Source organism: Bacillus carboniphilus (assembly GCF_039522365.1).
Classification (GTDB): Bacteria; Bacillota; Bacilli; order Bacillales; family JC228; genus Bacillus_BF; species Bacillus_BF carboniphilus.
Genome location: NZ_BAAADJ010000061.1, coordinates 91002 through 109898, shown reverse-complemented (window position 1 = coordinate 109898; position 18897 = coordinate 91002). Strand labels below are relative to the sequence as shown.

Sequence of the window (18897 nt, the reverse complement as noted above, 5' to 3'; positions counted from 1 at the left end):
AATGGAAAACGCTTACAAACACATACGAATAGAGAGAAGTTTCTATAACAAAATCTATTAAATTTTATAGGTGAATTTTTCACCCACTAAAACTTGACTCAATCGACTTTTTACAGATACTTGCTATTTTAAACGTCATCTGTTATTCTTAAGAAGAATTATTTTTGTTCGGTATATGTAAAGGAAGAATATGCAATTCGCTTTTCGCCTGGATATCACTTTGAGCAAGAATAGTAATACATTGTGTGTAAAACACACTAGGAGGCAACAATAATGGAAAACGGTAAAGTAAAATGGTTTAACGCAGAAAAAGGTTTCGGATTCATCGAGCGCGAAGGCGGAGACGATGTATTCGTTCACTTCTCAGCTATCCAAGGCGAAGGCTTCAAAACTCTTGAAGAAGGTCAAACAGTGACTTTCGACGTAGAACAAGGCGCTCGTGGACCACAAGCAGCTAACGTTCAAAAAGCATAATTTAGTTTAAAGCCAACAAGCAGACTCTTATGGGGTCTGCTTTTTTGTTGTTTAATGTAACATGATTCTATGGGTTTATTTGCTTACAAGATCGAGCAGGTGGTCATAGTGATCCAATGGTGCCTGTTTTGCCTCTCTAGTATGAAGAATGGTCCCATACGCGTAATGATGCCCAGTATTGTCTATTTACACGTAAAACGGTAACCATACATGAATCTGGATGTCCGTTTAATCCTTTTCCCCTACCTTCACCTAAAAATAGACATAAAAAAACCAACTCACATAGGGAGTTGGTTTATATATAGACTGTAAAGAAAATGGTTTATCTTATTATAACATAGTTTTATAGAGCATGGATTGGTAAATTTTTAATTTGCCTTAAATGTGTAATTTTACCTAATTGATTTCCTGAAAGCAGGTTACTGAATTACTTTGAATCACTTATCTATATAGGATAATTATGGGAATTGAGATAGCGCTCCTTGACTATATTTCTGTGATGAATCTCATGCCCAATGATAATACAGCCTAAAGCACGAACCGAGATAACATCATCATTTGCGTTTCCTTTTCTCAACCATGCATCTTCATCCATGCTCTTAATCAGTTGAATGGTTGATTGTCTTACGGCTACAAGATGATCTGTTAATTCTTCCATAGACTGGCTTTCAAATGAAGCATGCTGAATATATAATTGGTCGTCATAGCCTGGTAATGCTACTGTCTCCCCTCTTGCAATGCAAAGCATCCGATAGCCCATTATTCTCTCAGTGTCCGTAACATGACCGATGACTTGCTTGATACTCCATTTGTCTGGCCCGTATCGGAAAAGACACTGCTTTTCGTTTAAAGTTCTTACCAGCTTAACCGTTTTGTTGATTTGGTCTGATAGTGTTTCTAGTAGATCGCCATCAGGAACAAGGTTTACATAGTTTTTGTAATAAGGATTGTACTCGCCTGGAGTTGGGCGTGTGAGCATCTTTAATCACCTCTACTTTGAGTTAAGTACATTTTTTCTTCGTATTCTTTGAATCTCTTCCAAAACCATTGAGACGTTTCAGAATCGAAATCTGAAAGCTGGACATACCATTTCCTGGTATCCTCGCCTAACTGTGCCTCTATATGAGTTAAAGTGTCAATAATAAAAGACCTTCTAGTTTCCATACTATTCTTTAACTCTTTCACGTCGTTTCCTAGTTTTACCTGTCCATCTAATTTTCCTAACTGCCTCCCTAAAACACTAAGTTCATTCCGTAGTAATGAAAATACTAGTCCTCCACCTTGGTTTAATTGCCATTTAAACCTTTCGTACTTTCCAAGATGAAAACTTAAACTATTAGAAGCTGATTCATCTTCAGTTACTACCTTCTCCCAATAATCAACGTAATTATTGGATAATTGGTGGTATAGGGTTCTTGCGGTGGTTAAATAATCTGCCCCCTTAGCACTTTGATAATCTCTAATCCTATTAAACTGATAAAAATTAAGAAATATAGATGATATAGATATGATTAAAATTATGAAAAAAATCTGTTTTTTATGCTTATGGAACATCTTCAACCGCTGCCACCTTACCTTCTTAAAGATAGTTAAACATTAGCAGTCCATACACTCAATGTCTTAGTATTGCCAATTTCGAACTAACTATCAGTTAATGGGATTCTCCTTCTCCCCACCATCTTCAAACTTCCGATATTCGTAGATTCTTCCATCCAATTGGTTTACAAAGAGAGCTGAATAGTTTTTTAACGTCCATTGCTCATCCCAAGTTAACCAGATATGCATTTGGACCAACCCATTCAACATTCCATCCATATCCGCAAAATCATATTCCTCTTCATATGAATAGCCTTCGATTGTTCCAATATCATATCGCCATTGATTATCATCTTCCATCCCTGAAAGTACTTCTTTGTAGCCTGCTCCAAAGTACGCTAATACTTCGTCTTGTGTCATCCCTAAATCTAGTTCTTCCTTGAGGATAAATAAAGCTTGATCGACATTTTCTACTTTCGCTTCAGTTTCATTATCTTGTCCTACTTCCACAATAGGGATGGACGAGTCATTTGGACCTGCACTCCCTTCAAACTGAAGAATGGCTGGAATTAACAACGCAAGAGCCCCTAGAGCTATAAATACAAAAAAGACGTAGTTTGGTAGATGAACTGTTCTCCATACAATTGGCATACGCTTCCTCCTATAATTTTAACCTTTATTAAACCGTTTTCAGCGCGTATAATTAGCTTATTACTAAATTTTAACAGAAAAAAGGTGCCAATATGCAGATTTCTTTACGGAAAATTGACCTTACGAATTGGGAAGATGCTATTTCATTGAAGGTTCATACTGAGCAGCAAAGCTTTATTGCTTCTAATCTATATTCTATTGCGGAGGTTCAGTTTTTAAAGAACTTTCAAGCAATGGGTGTGTACCATAATGAGGAAATGATAGGTTTTGCAATGTTTGGTATTGATCCGGATGATGGGAACTATTGGATTTATAGATTGATGATTGACGAAAGATTTCAAGGAAAAGGGTATGGAAGCGAAGCAGTTAACTGCGTTATTGAGACGATTAGACAACTGAAAGATGAAGGTCACGACCGGATTATGATAGGTTACCATCCTGAAAATGATGGTGCAAAATTTGCCTATAAAAAAGCAGGTTTTGTAGAGACGGAAATTGCCCCATGGGGTGAGCAGTTGGCTGTTTATTTATTTTAGGGTACGTTTTGTTGCTGATAATGAAAATGGGCATCATTCAACTGCTATGATGCCCGTTATCACTTAATGATACAGTTCTAGTCACAAAATCGAATTAACACCCACCTACTATAATCAAATCACAATGTAATCTTATGATTCTCTATCATTCTCTTTAGTACCCGTATTTGCCCACGATGACTAATTTCGTCCTCCATTACGTGATACCAAAGCCAGTAATGATTATAGGAAACGCCATTATCCCACTTATTTTCTTCAAACAACCAATCATCAGTTTTGGATTGTAGTAATCGCAGCGTTTTTTCTCGGGTTTTAGCTAGATTGTCTAAATAATACTCTATAATGTTTCCTCTGATTTCTTCTCTAGCTCTGTCCCCTAACTCCCATGCTGCCCCCCATTCAACTTGCTCTTGTTCATTCATATCTCTGTCTTCAAATGAAATGAGTTGATGTACAAATTCAATGAAATTTATATGCTGGAGGAGACCGCCGATTGTATTAGCACCTTCATAGGCAATAAAATCTAATTCTGAAAGCGTAAAACTTGAAATTTCCTCCAGCGTTACTGCCCTGGTATACTCCAACATAGATACAAGTTCACCAATTTTTCTGTCATAACCTTCTTTTGCCGTTACCCTAAAATCCAACATCCTCTCATCCCCTCTCAAAGTCAGTCTTTAGATTATCTATAATTCTTTATAAAATATAGACTGATATTTTTTGGATGAAAATGGTATAATTTAATTGACCATATAAAAAGGGCAAACTGATTCAATCAGCTTTGCCCTTTTACCATTTTTTTAGTTAAAAGAAGATTGATCTTGGCTCTTGCCCTTGTTTAAACTTCCCTTTAATAACATACTTCAAATATACTACATCATCTTCCCTTTTAAAATAAGCAAGGTACTCTTCTCCAGTTTGGTTAAATCTAAAATACACTTCCCAAGAGGTTCCGTATGACTCGGATATTTTGTCTGAAATCTGTCTACTTTCAGTTGAAAGGGTGTGTGATGACCAATCAAAGTCAAGTTCTCGGTGCGCATCATATTTCAACCATTTCTTACTTTTTATAGGAATTTCTTTGTCTTTTAAAACGTATGCTACAATCATATAAAGTTGGGGAGATTGCTCTCCTTCACTATAGGCATGCATCTCCTCTTGTATGGGAGCTTCATTTGAGAAATGTGAAAATTCTTCCACTACTTTAAATCGATTAAGTTGATTGTAAATATCACTTGAATACTTTGCTTGATTGAATTCTAGGGGTGGTATTAAATAATAAAGGACTATAAAGCCAATTAGTGAGAAAAGTAAAGTCAACTTCTTAATCGATTTATTCAGTTTTGTAAATTTAATAATAATAAAAAATGCAATGACAATCCCTAATGGAAGCCTAATGGAACTTATATTCAACGTCAGCAAAAAAGATAAAAAGAAAAGAAGAATTTTTAGCCAAAAGAACTTTTCCTTCTCTTTTTTTTCCCTAATGACAACAATTAGAAATAGTACAAATAACATACCTAAAACGATATAATGCATCTCATTCTCTCCTCCCATTTTGTGGGGGCTTGATGTCGATTCATTATAATTTGAGAACTATTATATCTAGTCAGTACTAAATATCTCTTCCAAACTCAATAATAATAAAAAACATCTTATAACCCAGAGACAAATACAAAGGAATGGCTTTTTCATTCTCACCAAACACTCCAAGTGTTGCCTCTTTCTTTCCCTTACTTTTTAGAAACTTAAGACTCTCCGTAATGACCGCTTTTGCAATCCCCTGCCGTCTCCACTCCGGTAAAACAAATATACTTTCAGTAGCACTTCTTTCAGCACCTAGTCCCCAAGTCATGACACTCCCAACAACTTGATCCCCTGCAAAGGCAGTAAAGGTATCCCATTCTCCACCAGCTTTTGTCCAACGAAGGCGATTAAGACTCCAAGTTACTCCTTCATCATCACCCTCGGCTGCTGCGAGCAAATATTTCTCTTCTTCAGCTTCGGTTTCCATTTTCCAGTTTACGATTTTAATAGAATCTGGAATGGTAACTTCGGGAATGTCTTCTGTTAAATCACGTTTCATAATCATATGATTTCTTTCGACCACAAAGCCTTTTGAAAGAAAATAATCCATTTCTTCAAGATCTTCATAATGAATCGTATGACTAAGTCGTACTTTTTTATCAGGATATTGCGATTTGATTTCTGTCGCACGATTCAATAGAGTCTCATACAAAGCATTCTGTACATCTATTGGAATTTCATGATCCTCGTTAAAGTACAATTGAAGGTTTAATTTGTATACAAAGTTGGAAGGTTGCCCTTCTTTTTCAATTAGAAACCATGTCTGGTCCGGTTCAAGGTGCCCAGCGCCATAGACAGTTTCATCAGAATCTACCACACAATAAATATTTTCAGCTACATAGTCACCGTTGTATTTATAAGCGAGCATATTCACAAAGTCCATTTTCGCAATTTGTTCAGCATCTTGTTCTTGATAGTTTCGAATGAAATATTTCGTATTTAAAATCGTGTTCAAAAAGGGCACCTCGCTATAGGTATTCAATTGTTATTTTTCATCTTGAAATAGTCTTTCAAGATGGTTTTATGACTTTTTACAATGTTTTCTGGTAGTTGTTCAGGTTCAAAATACTCAAATTTTATAGATTCTGACCGATCCATTTTAAAGGTTCCTTCGAATTGAGTCGTGTAGTAAGCAACCGTTACTACATAAAACTCATCACCATTCTCTGCTTTAATAAATTGATCGGGTCCAGAGTATACATTGATTAAATTTAATTCTTTGACAGTTAAGCCTGTTTCTTCATAAACTTCACGTCTGGCAACGTCCTCTGTAGATTCCCTCAGTTCCATCAAACCACCTGGTATCCCCCATTTTCCTTTTGGGAATTTCCGTTGTTGTAATAAAATCCGACCTCTCTCATCCGCCATCACAACAACAGATCCAACAAAAATGAGCGGTCTGTGCCCGACAATCTTTCTTAAATCCTCAATATAGCCCACGTGTAAAACCTCCTTGCTCTAGCAAATTATACCATACAAAAGAGTAGGCTAATTCACTGATTTTAGGAGGATTATTCATTAAGAATCCCCTACTGAAAAGGAAGCCTGCTTTTCTAACAACCATTGGTCCACAGCATCCTTATAAAAAATATATTGAGTATTGATTTTTATATATGGGATGTCAAATTCCTCTTTTTCAAGTAATTCTTTTAAATCACTGTATTCCATTCCTAAGTACTCTGCAAGATCTGATTGATAAAAATAACTCGTTCCTCTATAGTCTATTTTATTCTGGTCTGAAGGTTGTTCTTGGTCATTTAAACTATAAATAGCACCTGCAATCGCATTCCCTGAAAAGTCAAAGTCGGGAATATAAATCCTATCAATGGCACTTGCAATGAAAAAGGAACTGATAATCATCGAGATTCCTAGGACAATAACCCCTATGTTTTTGTTGTTCATGTTGATTCCCCCTTATTATTAACTTATCTTTTACTTTACCATAAAAACCCATATCATTTTACCAGCTAATCAGGAAAATGATCTGGTCGACTAGTTTCCAAATCCAATTGTCTTCATATGATAAAACATAGCCAGATCATACTTGGAGGTTATCATGTATCAACATATAGTTAAGCCTGGAGAAACCCTCTGGTCTATTTCTGAAGATTATCGAGTTCCCTTTGCTACATTAGTGAGAGCGAATAATATCTCGAATCCCAATATGATAATGGTAGGTCAAGCCATTACCATTCCTAATTTACCTGACCCTAGCCATACCCCTTACTCTATAAAAGTATCAACAAGTAAGAGAACCTTGACTTTATTTAAAAATAATACCGTTGTCAAAACATATCCAATAGCAGTTGGTCGGGTTCTTAATCAAACCCCAGTTGGTGACTTTGTTATTATTAACAAAGCTCCAAATCCAGGTGGTCCCTTTGGAACCATGTGGATGTCTCTGTCCAAAAAAAGCTATGGAATTCACGGTACAAACAATCCATCTTCTATTGGTAAAGCTGTTTCAAAGGGTTGTATTCGGATGCACAACCAGCATGTAGAGGAGTTAGCTCGAACGGTACCAATTGGAACGAGCGTCTCGATTCGACCATAGTAAAAACAAAAGCCACGAAGTTAAATTAAATATTCCAATCGAGCATTTCATTGCAAAGCAATCAGATGCTCTTTCTTCTTCCCCAAACTTTCCGGAAGTTTAAAAACCTCACTTGCTTGGTTGACTTCCTGCTTTATCAATATCAACAAACCACGATATAATGGTCGTGCTATCTCGGACATTTTGATTTTGTATTTCTTTCAACAAGATCAAGACGCCTCCCTCATTCGTAACCTCTACAAATGTTTTAAATATTTTCTTTGGATTTGAAAAATCTACATTCGGGCATTCGACAAGCCCATCTGTAGTTAATAGTATATGATTTCTTCCCTGCCTAAGCTCTTTTGTACCTGTACTGAAGCAGGGTACTTCTAGTTCAAATGTGTTCACTTTTCCAATCCATTCATAAAAGCTGCGGTGATTTTGTTGATACTCATTTAAATCTGATAGCTCTGGATGGTTTAAGTAGAGGATACAGTCTCCAACCGAAAACCACCAAAGATATTTATCCTTTCTCACCGCACATAAACATGCGGTTTCCCCTTGAACCCTTTTACAAGCCTCTTTAAAACTTCTGCTTTCAAAAGTGCTTAAGAGTAATTTGTATAAACGATCGAATGATTCTCGAGGTGAAAGGGTCAATGAGCTCTTTACGTCATCTTCAAGGGATTGAATGGTAGCTAACACTAATTCTGCACTTTCAGCTGTCTGATGTGCATCTAAAAGTACTACGAACTCATATCCAATATACTCATTTACCCAGACGATGCACCCATCTTCATTTTTATTCTGTCCAGCAGTTGAATTTCCACCAAAACGCCCTAATACAATGTCATTTATGTTATGGATATCAATTTCATCTACAAAATGTTTTTGACTCCCGACCCAATGATAATCTTTAGTATTGGTAGCTTTATTCATATGGTTAAAGCTTTTAATATATTTTTCTTCCAAAACAATACCTCTTCATTATGTATTTAACTAGATAATCTTCAGTTGGATTCTATAAAACTTTTGAGAGTATTGTATCCACCCACTCTGTTTGAGTGTCTACCTCTACTATCTCTGCCAGTGTTTGATGGACTCCTTTAAACTCAGGTATCATATTCTTCAAGGTATCCATGATTTGATCAGCGTCCCTAGAACACTCCCAGCTTTCTAGAAGTGTTAACTGAGTTGGATTCAAGATACTTCTTTCTCCTTCTATTCTTGCCCAATCACCAGGATGGTTGGGAGGAAATCCTTGCTCCATATACCACCCAGCTGCAATGGCATGCCTTGATCTCTCTCCATATTTTCAGCCTCTAATCCCACACACATAAACCATCTCCTTTAAATAAAAACGGACTTCTTGAAAAAGTCCGTTCCCTTTTACTTGATATTATATTTCTCTTTAAATTGTGGACTTAGTTCACTCCACACATCAAACTTGTTTCCACTTATATCCGTAAATACGAAATTTCGCCCAGCATGACCACGGTTTTCGATTTCACCAACTTCAATGCCAAGTTCTTTATATTGTTTATGTATTCTTTCTAGTGTTTCAAGTCCATTTACTTCAAATGTCATGGAAAAACGTTCATTTCCATGTTGATCCATAAAGTTAGAACTTTGTTCCCTTGATGAATGAACCAAGAAAAAGCTTTGGTTTGCAAAGTTTAAGATAGCCTTATCATCGTCCTGATAATTAAGCGTAGCACCTAGTTTTTCAACATACCATTGGCTTGCTTGTTTAACATCCTGAACAGGAATGTAGGTTGTTCCTACTCTTAATAATGTGTCGTTCATATTATTCCTCCTCTTTGGTTGTCTACTAATTTCGACAAAAAGATTGGATTTCCTTCTGCTATTCCCATTTTTATCCTTCATTCGAAAAGGCCACTGAAACTGTAATCAGTGACCTGTTTAACCTAAATACTTTCTTTAACAATCTCTACTAATCTTTTTCTAAACATTTTTTTATTAAACGCCGAATTATCGAGCAAAACCTTCTCCACTTTTAATGAATGAAAGATTTCAGCTTCTAATTCTTTTCTTGCTTCAAGCACTTTCAAAGTTCCTTCGTAATCTTCATAGCCATTTACTTTTCCAAACCCTTGCCCTGTATAGTACTCAACAAATCCGTTAAACCATTCTTTCGGCCTTTCCTTCACAGCATTCCCGAATGAATGGGAGATATCAGCTTGGTCTACGTAAACTACGATTGGATTTAGTTTCACAATGGCTTCTTCAAGCCCTTGGACATAATTCATTACAGTTGTTTTAGTGGCATTATATTTCAACATTCCCACAGTAACTGGGTTTTGGATAAAGCAACATTCAAATATATAGGTTGTATCTGATTGTATGGCATGGGATGCAAAATTGGCCCATCTATTGGTTATTAACTCGATGTTTTTCTCTAATGGCAACTCGTAAATATCATGTTTGAAAATGCGATTAAATAAGGCATCAGGTATTTTTATTCCCTGTCTATATATCATTTTTCCATAGGAAAGGAAGTAACCATTGTCCTTTTGCTCTACATTATTTACTAATGCTTCTTTAAGTTCACAACTACTGTTGAGAAGTTGCAGCCATTCATCCTCTGTGAAAAAGGAAACAGCATCATAATCAGCAGGATGATCGAGGTTTCCCTCTATGTACAGCTCATTTTTTATGCCCTCTTCTATTAAAATTTCTTGAAATAACCTTGCAGTAGTGGACTTACCTGATCCAGGTAGCCCTTCCACTAATATAAGTTTTGAATTCATATTTCTCTCCTTAATTGAATAACTCTAACCACCATGGGTAATCAAATTGTCCATCAGATATTTGGAAAAACTGCCCCACTATACCAAGGTGTGTAATACCATGTTCAGAAGCGATGACAGGGGTATAGGTTGAAAAAAGAAAGAAATTGACTCTTTCAATTTCTAGAGGCAAATCTGTTGGAGCCTCCCCATACTTGTCCGTTGAAAATACTTCATAATCACTGGTATTTGGATTTGTAAATAAAAACAAACAAAGACATGCAAGTAAAAGAATAGCTATTATTTTCCATCGTTTCTTCACCGAATCTTCCTCCAAGATTGACCTATCTCTTTATTTCATTCTATTGATTTATTCTATTTTCCTTTATTTTTCCTGGAAAAAGCCAAAAGGTGTCCCTACATCCTTTTCAAGTTTTATTAAATAGGGTGTTAAATCTCCGAATCTCCCATTGATAACTGATAATAATAAAAGACACACAGGAATTCCTCCTGCATGCCTTTCAAATCCTATATATTTTCTTGCTTCAAAGCATCGATAATATTTTCCTTTTTGACTTTGGAACTTGAATATAGCATCGCTGAACTTACAATAAGAAAGACTGCGATAACGGTAAATAATAAACTATCCCACGGCAGTGTAAAGGAATAATCAAAGGTATTCGATAAAGAGCGGTATAGAAGATACATGACAGCAATACTGATAGGTAAACCATATAGTAAAGCTTTCACTCCGTAAAAAATGCTTTCATAATTGATCATTTTATTAAAGCCTTTTGGAGTCATCCCCACTGACTTCAACATAGCGAATTCACGTTTGCGTAAAGAAATACTCGTTGAAATTGTGTTGAATATATTCGCAACAGAGATGGAAGTAATCAAAACAATAAATCCATACGTAAAGACGGACAAGAACAAAATCATTTGTTCATCATTTTGTCTGGACTTGTATACATTGTACACATAGACCTGCTCTTCCATCGTGTTTCCGATTTCTTCAATAGCTTCTTGTGTCTTCATAGGATCGGAGCTTTTTAAATATATATAATTCTGGCTATCGCTATTTATATTTTCTGTCACTAATTGATCGAATACTGCATCAGACACAATCACATTGATTCCACCGAGACCGGTATTCCTAACTCCCATGGGTAATTGGTCAGTTAATCCTGCTACTTCAATGCTACCTAATGGTTTTTCTTCTCCACTATCAAAGTCTGTATAGACTAATTCGAGTTGGTCTCCCTCTTGAGTATCGAGGATTTGCGTTTCAACATATTTTCTTAACTCTATATCTTGATAGGTTGTTGTATTTACAATAATGGCTTTCTTTCCTTCTGGATCAAGTAGCTCATCAGTTGCAATACCTGCTTTTTCAGCAAATTCTTCTAAGCTCTCTGTATCAAGGCTTAATATATCCATGTAATATGGGTACGTACCAGAAGAAAGCATACTTGAATCCTTTTCAACCATCTCTCGTAAGGAGCCAGCCATTTTGTCTTTCTTAACCCAAGTAGTCGCATGGAACGTTTGGATGCGATTCATTTCCGTTACGTGGTCAATCGCTGAAACTGAATCATACAAATTCTTTACAGCTTCGTCCTTTGCATTGTATAGATTTACCTGGATATCGAAGTTAATCCCGTCCTGAGAAAGGACAACTGACTTTTTTAAACTATCCGTAAAATATGATACTGAAAGGAAAAGCAAAATACTAATCACAAGTGAGAAAACAGTTGCGTTATATCTCCGCTTATTTCTTTTCAAGTTTTTCAATCCAATTTCCGCTTCAAGGCCAAATATTTTCCGAACAAGTTTTGAAGTTTTAACCGCTTTACTCGTGAGCTTTACATCTGCAGTTTGACGAATGGCATCAATAGCAGATACTTTTGAAGCTCGTATAGCTGGAATGAAGGTAGAAATAAAAATAGTGACAATTGAAACGGCACAAGCTGCCAAGATCGAAAATGCAGATACACTTACAGTAAGTGGCTCTGAAACACCTAAAACACCATGAATGGTATTGTTAATAAAGTAAAAGGTTACACCAATTCCGGCTAACCCACTAATAATACCTATTGGAATACTTATAACTCCGATGATTGCCCCTTCAAAAAAGACGGAGTTCCTCTTTTGGATTTTCGTTGCACCTACACTCGAAAGCATACCTAAGTGACGAGATCTCTCAGAAACTGAAATGGCGAATGCATTATAGATCAACGATACGGATCCCACAATTATAACGAGCATAATGATAGCCGACAAAGAAAACAGAGTTGTGCGCAAACCATTGTCCTTTATAACTCCATAATAGCGTAGTAACTCATTATTAAACTTGACAGTGTCAATCTTTTCTTGAACCACTAATTGTTCAGCCTGGCTGAAAAGGTCTTTGTTAATCTTCTTCACGACAACGGATGCATTTATGGTTTCGTTCTTACCTAGATAAGTTTCATCCGTGTACGTTACAACGGTATAACCAGGTGCCCAAGTAGGTTCCCACTCAGGTCGTTGAATCGTTCCAACGACGGTAAAAGACATCGTTGATTCTGACTCAAATGTCTCAACTACTGTATTTTCATTATTCTTGAAAAGTGGAGTATTTTGATCCAATCCTTCATCTGAATCAAAAAGACGCTTCCCAACTTGAAGTGTCAGCACATCACCAATTTCAATGTCCACTTTTCCATTACTTGATATATGGTCCGAGATGACAATTTCATTGGGTTGCGTTGGTAGCCTCCCACTGCTTAATTCAATAGGGAACTTTTTATAACCAGTTTCATTGTAGGCACGAATAAAGAGATACGGTTTGTTTTTATTTTTACTTTCTAAAAGATGTGCATAGCCTATATCTTTTGAAATGGTAACGGCAGCAGTTTGGTCGTCATCTTTAATAGCTTGCAGTTGTTCCTTCGTCACATCCTGATATTGAACATGCCATTCACCAGATTTGGCAATTGTCTGACGTTGAAATAAATCCATAAAAGAAGTTCCGAGTGTGGTAACCGCTGTTACCATAGCAACAGAGATTATGACGCCAATAATGGTAATGAGTGTGCGCTTCTTATTATGCTTTAAATGTCTTAAGGTCAGTTTGTTCACGATGTTCATGGACGAATCACCTCATCCTTTGCAATCTGACCATCTTCAATGGAAATAACTCGGTCAGCTTGCATCGCGATTCGTTCATCGTGTGTGATTACGATAAGTGTTTGATTGTAAGTTTTATTAAGCATTTTTAACAAGTCAATAATTTCACTGCTGTTCTTACTATCCAAGTTCCCTGTCGGTTCATCTGCCAGCATAATAGAAGGGTTTGTAATGAGAGCACGGCCGATGGATACTCTCTGCTGTTGACCACCAGATAATTGATTGGGAAGATGGTTTAACCGGTTTTCTATATTTAGCATTTTAACAATATCTTTAAATTGCTTTTTGTCGACTTTATGTTGATCCAATAATAAAGGTAGCGTTATATTCTCTTCTACCGTTAAAACGGGAATTAAATTATAAAATTGATAGATTAACCCGATTTGTCTTCTTCTAAATATGGCTAGCTTCGTTTCATTTAGGTTATAAATGTCGGTTTGGTCGACTAGGACCTTTCCGCTCGTTGGTCTATCAACCCCTCCCAACATGTGTAAAAGGGTTGATTTTCCTGAACCCGATGGACCAATAATCGCGACAAACTCTCCTTTTTTTACTGAAAATGAAACGTTATCTAAAGCCTTGACTGCTGTATCACCTTTCCCATAAATTTTAGACAGATTTTCGATTTTTAAAATATCCATAAGAAACCTCCAAATTTGATGTTAAGTACAGTTTATCTGTCTAAAATGACTATAAAGTGACTTTCAAGATGACAAATTTGTCACTTAAATAATTTGCTTATAAAACTTAATATGGAATTGAGTTCCTTCTTTTTCCTTACTCTGTACTTCAAGAGAACCTTTTTGGCTGGTGATAATACTGTGAGCCATAGCTAATCCTATACCTACACTGTCATCGTTAGCATTTTTCCCCTTGTAGAATCGTTTGAAAATAAAGGGGAGCTCTTGTTTCGGAATTCCTTTACCTGTGTCAGTAATCGTAATTCCTGTAAAAAGGGCATTTTCTTGGAACTCGATTGTAATAGCTCCTCCCTCGGGGGTATGCTCAACACAGTTCTTTAGAATGTTGATAATAGCTTCTCTAGTCCAATTGAAATCTCCGTTGAAGTTAGTAGAGGAATCGCCATGGATGGTTACGGTTTGATCCTTTATATCCATAGGTACTAATACTGGTTCTAAGGATTTAGATATAAGTTCACTAACTTGAATGGGTTCATTTTTAAAAATAGCGGTCCCAGCATCAATTTTCGATAACTTCAATAAAGAGGATACTAACCAATCTATCCTTTCTAATTGCATATGGATTTTACGTGTAAACTCTTCACGCTTCTCATCTTCTAATTGGGGATTCTGCAAAAAGTCTACCATCATCATCATAGAGGTTAAAGGTGTTTTCAGCTGATGAGAAATGTCAGATATGGCATCTGTTAATTTAGTTTTATCGTTCTTTAGTTGTGTTCTCTGTTCAGAAAGCATGAGGGTTACTTTATATATATCATTTTTTAAAATACTCAATTCGCCTTCACTATTATCACGGATGTCCAAACGATAGTTCCCAGCAGTAATTTCACGTAAATAACCAGATAGCTTTTCAATTTCCTTGTATCGCCATTTTGTAAAGAAAAGAGTCACTATTATAAACATGACAGAGATTGAAAAGGTGAAAGCTGCAGCTGTTACAGATAAAAATACACCTGAAATGATCGAGCCTAAAGAAGCGATTATAATCAGCACATATAATAAAAAACGGATTTCTTTATTTCTGAACATCGATATCCCCTAACCGGTAACCTAAACCCCGTACTGTCTTGATAATCACAGGTTGACTAGGATTATCTTCTAATTTTTCACGCAACCGCTTTATATAAACGGTTAACGTATTGTCATTAACAAAGTCACCTGCAACATCCCAGATTTGTTCAAGTAACTGACTTCGTGATAAAATCTGTCCTTTATGATTGGCAAAGATTAAAAACAAGCGGTATTCTAGTGCTGTTAAACCTACATCTCGTCCATTTTTATATGCTTTACCTTCCATCGTGTTAATCTGTACAGGTCCAATAGGAATAAGAGAATGGTCGGGATGCTGTCTTTGATACCTTCTCAATACGGACTTAATCCTTGAAAGCAGTTCGCGAATCCGAAACGGTTTCGTTATATAATCATCGGCTCCCATATCTAACCCCATGACTACATTTACTTCATCATCCACTGCTGTTAGAAAAATGACAGGTTTATCACCCAAAGATTTGACCCATTTGCACAAATCGTACCCACTACCATCTGGTAAAGACAGGTCAAATAAAAACAAATCTATGTTATCGAAATGATTTGAAATGATTTCTTTAGCCGACATAAAATCATGACAAACCTTTATTGCATATTGTTCTTGCGTTAATGAATACTCCAGCCCAGAGGCGATTGTTTTATCATCCTCGACTAATAAAATTCGCATCACGCTCATCCTTTTCTTTAAATTAAACGAGACTATCTCTATTATAGAGAAGCCTAATCATAAGTAAAAACGAAAAAAGGTAGAATCAACCATACATTTTTTTATAATAAATATGTAATATGATTTATTTAAAATTTTAAATTTTTAGAAGATTCCTATTTCAAAAGATGTATTTTTCATGTATATTAGGTAAAAAGTAGTAATGTGAGGTGAAAGTGTGTTTAAAAGATATAAAGGTAGAATCATATCAACGATTACCTTTATTTGCGCCGTAGGTATTTGGAATATCATTTTTTACGGCTACAATCAGTATTCTTTTAATCTATTATTAGACCTTTCCTACACCCTAGTAATTGCCGTTGTTGTGTGGTGGCTCGCTTCATATTACGATAAATCTAAATTGTTGTTAGACAATCTATCAGATAGTGAGATGAACTACAAAAAACTTTTAGAATCCTCTCTCCATGTGTTCGATAATATTAACCAAGTAGTTTATCAAACCGATGAAAATGGAAACCTTACCTTACTAAATCCTTATTGGAAATCGATGACTGGCTTTGAAGTGGATCAAAGTCTAAACCAATCAATCCTGAATTATATTTACCCTGAAGACCAAGAATCCATAATAGAGAAATTCCTTAATATGATAAAAAATCATCAAGATGTATTTAAAGAGGAAGTCCGCATTCGTAAAAAAGACGGTGGATTTGTCTGGGTAGAGATAAACACAAAGTTTTCTTATAATCAGGACAGCCAACTTATTTCGACATTAGGGACTATAACCGACATTTCAGAATGGAAGCATTCAGAACAGGAACTTATCCAATTAAACCACGATTTAGCCATTCAATCTGACAAACTTAACGTGGTAGCCCAAATGTCAGCAGCCATCGTTCATGAAGTTAGAAACCCTTTAACCGCGATTTCCGGTTTTTTGCAATTGATAACAGAGGAAAAAAACTTTAACAAAGAATATGTTGACGTCATATTCTCAGAAATTAAACGAGTCGAAACAGTATTGAGCGAAATGCTCATTTTATCAAGGCCACAAAAAGTTACGTTAAAAAAAGTGGATTACTCTAAAACACTAGATCATGTTTTAAAGTTAATGGAGTCTGAAGCGAACATGAGAAACATTGAACTTGTTGCTGAAAGCCTCGCTAGCCCAGTCTTCATATATGGACAAGAAAACCAAATCAAACAAGTCTTAATCAATATCATCAAAAATGCTATTGAAGCTATGCAGCACAAAGGGAAAAAGATTCAAATCCACCATGCAGTTTGTCAAGAGCATCTCTCCATATACATAAAAGACGAAGGATTAGGAATGCCACAAGAAATACTTAAAAAGATTGGACAACCTTTCTACACTACTAAAGAAAGAGGTACTGGCTTAGGCCTTACCGTCTGCTTTAACATTATTGAACAACATAAAGGGAAAATACATATATCAAGCCAAATTGGCGTTGGAACTACATTCGAAATTATGTTACCAACTTATTCTAATCAAACACTTCAGCAAGATTCAGAGAAGCTAGTGAACACAAAGTAAAAAACCTTCCAGCCAGAAGGTTTTTTACTTTGTGTTTATGACTCTATTTTAAATACTTCGTTCATGATTTCCTCTACATACTCTTTTTGGTTTAAAGGCTCTTGAACCTGCAGTTTCCAATCCTCTTTATCAATTCGTGGAGATATTGTGGTGTCATAACGGCTCATTAGTCGAGCTCTTTTTACCACATAAGTCTTATCGTGGAAAGAAAAACGAATGACTTCCAGATTATTAATCAACGCAAATGCAGTCGTTGCATTGTAAATTAAAGCTCTTTCCACTTTTTCTTGACCGATATCAACGACTCCATCCTTATAAAGAATGGTAAGCTGAAGTAAATCAGAATCTAACTCATAGGTTCTGCTATATTCATTTAATGGTAATTCACTAAACAGTTGAGTAAGATTTCCGGCATTCCCCATATAGGGATGCTTATACTTCAACACACTTTGTACGTCATGTGTAACGGGGTCCTTTTGTGCCATTTCATACTGTTGTTCTTTCTTATCCATCTCTGGCAAAACCCAGAATTGAGTCACTGCAAAAAGGACAATACCAAACCCTAACAACCCAACGATGATTTTGTTCCTAGTATTCATCATCTTCACCTACCTCATGTTTGGGAATAATCTTAAACGCAGTATGGAAGATGAGCGGGACGATAATAGAGATAAATGGTAATAAATATCTGATCACCAATACAGCAAACTGATAAGGGCCATCAATGGATATTGGTCTGCCAAACCAAAGGTTACTTCCAAATTCAAGCAGAAACGTCCATATGGTTATGACAAACATTGCTAAAACCCAAATAATTGAAACTACCTTTTTTAAATGAGCAAAAGATTGTACATCAATCGTAACAAGTTGACTTGATTCGTTTTTTCGTAGAACCATGTACATGATTCCTAATAAGAAAACACCAAAAAGAAAGGTATAATTCACGATAATACCTATACCAAGAATGAGTGCAGGCATTGTTACAATCCAGGCAATGATGACATATAACAACGCTACTTGAATCACTTCACACAAATAGGAATTTCGGTTAACGGTCTTGTTGTTGTCAATTAAATAATCTATATTCACAATACTCTCGATTGCTCTTTCTTCAGCTTCTTCCTGAGACAAACCATTTGCCATTAAGTCTGAAACTTTTGCTTCTAAATTTGTCAAAACTTCTTCTTTCAATTCTCGAATCTCTTTTGTCTCGGGATATTGGATAAATAAACGATCCACATGCCCCACTATTTTACTCATCATTTTCTTCCCCCACTCCTATAAGTTGGTCCAATAATACTCGTGCTGTTTTCCATGCTTCTTTATTGGCCAAAAAGGTCTCTCTTCCAGTTGCAGTTACCTTGTAATATTTTCGGCGCCCACCTTGAGTTTCGTTTCCCCAGTAGGATTCAATCAATTTTTGTTTTTCTAATCTTTTTAGACTGGTATATAGAGAAGGCTCCTTCAGTTCATACTGTCCGCCACTATTTTTAGAAACTGCCTTTATAATTTCATACCCATAATTATCCCCTTCGCATAGGACCCGAAGGATAATCGTATCTATATTGCCGCGAATTAAGTCGCGACTTATTCCAGTTTCGGTCATTACAATCACCTCTTATGTACAATGTACAAAATATTACTATGTGTGTCAATGTACTTTATGTTAAATAGGTAAATGGCACCAAA

The 18897-nt window shown here is 36.0% G+C and carries 24 protein-coding genes; 4 read left to right on the top strand and 20 right to left on the bottom strand.

Annotation, left to right across the window (positions count from 1 at the left end):
• Window positions 1-273 precede the first annotated feature (273 nt).
• Window positions 274-474: a cold-shock protein gene (locus tag ABDZ91_RS18790; RefSeq protein WP_343802468.1), complete on the top strand. Its 201-nt coding sequence runs from the start codon at window positions 274-276 to the stop codon at window positions 472-474.
• 445 nt (window positions 475-919) lie between these two features.
• On the opposite strand, the gene ABDZ91_RS18785 is transcribed toward ABDZ91_RS18790, so the two are convergent.
• The 3 genes from ABDZ91_RS18785 to ABDZ91_RS18775 all read right to left on the bottom strand — a co-directional run bounded on the left by ABDZ91_RS18785 (window position 920) and on the right by ABDZ91_RS18775 (window position 2661).
• The gene (locus ABDZ91_RS18785; protein WP_343802465.1) at window positions 920-1453 is read right to left on the bottom strand and encodes a DinB family protein; all 534 of its coding nucleotides are present in this window, start codon (window positions 1451-1453) and stop codon (window positions 920-922) included.
• Between the two features lie 2 nt (window positions 1454-1455).
• A complete protein-coding gene (locus ABDZ91_RS18780; RefSeq protein WP_343802462.1) occupies window positions 1456-2034 on the bottom strand; it encodes a hypothetical protein in 579 nt (192 codons plus the stop codon).
• Between the two features lie 87 nt (window positions 2035-2121).
• Window positions 2122-2661 (bottom strand): hypothetical protein, encoded by a 540-nt coding sequence (locus ABDZ91_RS18775; RefSeq protein ID WP_343802460.1) that lies wholly within the window; start codon window positions 2659-2661, stop codon window positions 2122-2124.
• A 92-nt stretch (window positions 2662-2753) separates the two neighbouring features.
• On the opposite strand from ABDZ91_RS18775, the gene ABDZ91_RS18770 reads away from it, so the two are divergent.
• A complete protein-coding gene (locus ABDZ91_RS18770; protein WP_343802458.1) occupies window positions 2754-3197 on the top strand; it encodes a GNAT family N-acetyltransferase in 444 nt (147 codons plus the stop codon).
• 119 nt (window positions 3198-3316) lie between these two features.
• Here the strand turns inward: ABDZ91_RS18770 and ABDZ91_RS18765 are convergent, their stop codons facing one another.
• The 5 genes from ABDZ91_RS18765 to ABDZ91_RS18745 form a co-directional block, all read right to left on the bottom strand.
• Window positions 3317-3847, bottom strand: coding sequence for a DinB family protein (locus tag ABDZ91_RS18765; RefSeq protein WP_343802455.1), 531 nt, complete (start codon window positions 3845-3847; stop codon window positions 3317-3319).
• A 154-nt stretch (window positions 3848-4001) separates the two neighbouring features.
• The gene (locus ABDZ91_RS18760) at window positions 4002-4736 is read right to left on the bottom strand and encodes a hypothetical protein (protein ID WP_343802453.1); all 735 of its coding nucleotides are present in this window, start codon (window positions 4734-4736) and stop codon (window positions 4002-4004) included.
• A gap of 76 nt (window positions 4737-4812) precedes the next feature.
• Window positions 4813-5739, bottom strand: coding sequence for a GNAT family N-acetyltransferase (locus tag ABDZ91_RS18755; protein ID WP_343802450.1), 927 nt, complete (start codon window positions 5737-5739; stop codon window positions 4813-4815).
• A 23-nt stretch (window positions 5740-5762) separates the two neighbouring features.
• Entirely contained in the window at window positions 5763-6224 is a 462-nt protein-coding gene (locus ABDZ91_RS18750; RefSeq protein ID WP_343802447.1) for an NUDIX hydrolase, read from the bottom strand.
• A 78-nt stretch (window positions 6225-6302) separates the two neighbouring features.
• Window positions 6303-6686 (bottom strand): MerR family transcriptional regulator, encoded by a 384-nt coding sequence (locus ABDZ91_RS18745; RefSeq protein WP_343802445.1) that lies wholly within the window; start codon window positions 6684-6686, stop codon window positions 6303-6305.
• 154 nt (window positions 6687-6840) lie between these two features.
• Between ABDZ91_RS18745 and ABDZ91_RS18740 the strand changes: the two genes are divergently transcribed.
• Window positions 6841-7338: a L,D-transpeptidase family protein gene (locus ABDZ91_RS18740; RefSeq protein ID WP_343802442.1), complete on the top strand. Its 498-nt coding sequence runs from the start codon at window positions 6841-6843 to the stop codon at window positions 7336-7338.
• A gap of 108 nt (window positions 7339-7446) precedes the next feature.
• Here the strand turns inward: ABDZ91_RS18740 and ABDZ91_RS18735 are convergent, their stop codons facing one another.
• From ABDZ91_RS18735 to ABDZ91_RS18695, 9 genes are all read right to left on the bottom strand, one after another.
• Window positions 7447-8259 carry a PP2C family serine/threonine-protein phosphatase gene (locus ABDZ91_RS18735; protein ID WP_343802486.1) on the bottom strand — a complete coding sequence of 271 codons (813 nt, stop codon included), beginning with the start codon at window positions 8257-8259 and terminating at the stop codon, window positions 7447-7449.
• A gap of 82 nt (window positions 8260-8341) precedes the next feature.
• Complete coding sequence (locus ABDZ91_RS18730) at window positions 8342-8590, bottom strand: hypothetical protein (RefSeq protein ID WP_343802439.1); 249 nt, start codon at window positions 8588-8590, stop codon at window positions 8342-8344.
• Between the two features lie 119 nt (window positions 8591-8709).
• Window positions 8710-9126: a VOC family protein gene (locus ABDZ91_RS18725; protein ID WP_343802436.1), complete on the bottom strand. Its 417-nt coding sequence runs from the start codon at window positions 9124-9126 to the stop codon at window positions 8710-8712.
• 122 nt (window positions 9127-9248) lie between these two features.
• The gene (locus ABDZ91_RS18720; RefSeq protein ID WP_343802433.1) at window positions 9249-10091 is read right to left on the bottom strand and encodes a P-loop NTPase family protein; all 843 of its coding nucleotides are present in this window, start codon (window positions 10089-10091) and stop codon (window positions 9249-9251) included.
• A gap of 10 nt (window positions 10092-10101) precedes the next feature.
• The gene (locus ABDZ91_RS18715) at window positions 10102-10392 is read right to left on the bottom strand and encodes a hypothetical protein (RefSeq protein WP_343802430.1); all 291 of its coding nucleotides are present in this window, start codon (window positions 10390-10392) and stop codon (window positions 10102-10104) included.
• Window positions 10393-10598: 206 nt separating this feature from the next.
• Complete coding sequence (locus ABDZ91_RS18710; protein ID WP_343802427.1) at window positions 10599-13202, bottom strand: ABC transporter permease; 2604 nt, start codon at window positions 13200-13202, stop codon at window positions 10599-10601.
• Entirely contained in the window at window positions 13199-13882 is a 684-nt protein-coding gene (locus ABDZ91_RS18705) for an ABC transporter ATP-binding protein (protein WP_343802424.1), read from the bottom strand. Before ABDZ91_RS18705 ends, ABDZ91_RS18710 begins: the two co-directional genes overlap by 4 nt.
• Window positions 13883-13966: 84 nt before the next feature.
• A complete protein-coding gene (locus ABDZ91_RS18700) occupies window positions 13967-14971 on the bottom strand; it encodes a sensor histidine kinase (protein ID WP_343802421.1) in 1005 nt (334 codons plus the stop codon).
• Window positions 14958-15656, bottom strand: a complete 699-nt coding sequence (locus ABDZ91_RS18695) for a response regulator transcription factor (RefSeq protein ID WP_343802418.1) — start codon at window positions 15654-15656, stop codon at window positions 14958-14960. The genes ABDZ91_RS18700 and ABDZ91_RS18695 overlap by 14 nt, the downstream gene beginning before the upstream one ends.
• A 217-nt stretch (window positions 15657-15873) precedes the next feature.
• Between ABDZ91_RS18695 and ABDZ91_RS18690 the strand changes: the two genes are divergently transcribed.
• The gene (locus tag ABDZ91_RS18690) at window positions 15874-17208 is read left to right on the top strand and encodes an ATP-binding protein (protein ID WP_343802415.1); all 1335 of its coding nucleotides are present in this window, start codon (window positions 15874-15876) and stop codon (window positions 17206-17208) included.
• Between the two features lie 35 nt (window positions 17209-17243).
• Here ABDZ91_RS18690 and ABDZ91_RS18685 read toward each other — a convergent pair whose 3' ends face one another.
• Genes ABDZ91_RS18685 through ABDZ91_RS18675 form a run of 3 tightly spaced genes read right to left on the bottom strand, consistent with a single transcriptional unit; the run spans window position 17244 to window position 18814 of the window.
• Window positions 17244-17810: a DUF4825 domain-containing protein gene (locus ABDZ91_RS18685; protein ID WP_343802412.1), complete on the bottom strand. Its 567-nt coding sequence runs from the start codon at window positions 17808-17810 to the stop codon at window positions 17244-17246.
• Window positions 17797-18471 carry a permease prefix domain 1-containing protein gene (locus ABDZ91_RS18680; RefSeq protein WP_343802409.1) on the bottom strand — a complete coding sequence of 225 codons (675 nt, stop codon included), beginning with the start codon at window positions 18469-18471 and terminating at the stop codon, window positions 17797-17799. Before ABDZ91_RS18680 ends, ABDZ91_RS18685 begins: the two co-directional genes overlap by 14 nt.
• Window positions 18461-18814 (bottom strand): PadR family transcriptional regulator, encoded by a 354-nt coding sequence (locus ABDZ91_RS18675; RefSeq protein ID WP_343802407.1) that lies wholly within the window; start codon window positions 18812-18814, stop codon window positions 18461-18463. Before ABDZ91_RS18675 ends, ABDZ91_RS18680 begins: the two co-directional genes overlap by 11 nt.
• Between the last annotated feature and the right edge of the window lie 83 nt (window positions 18815-18897).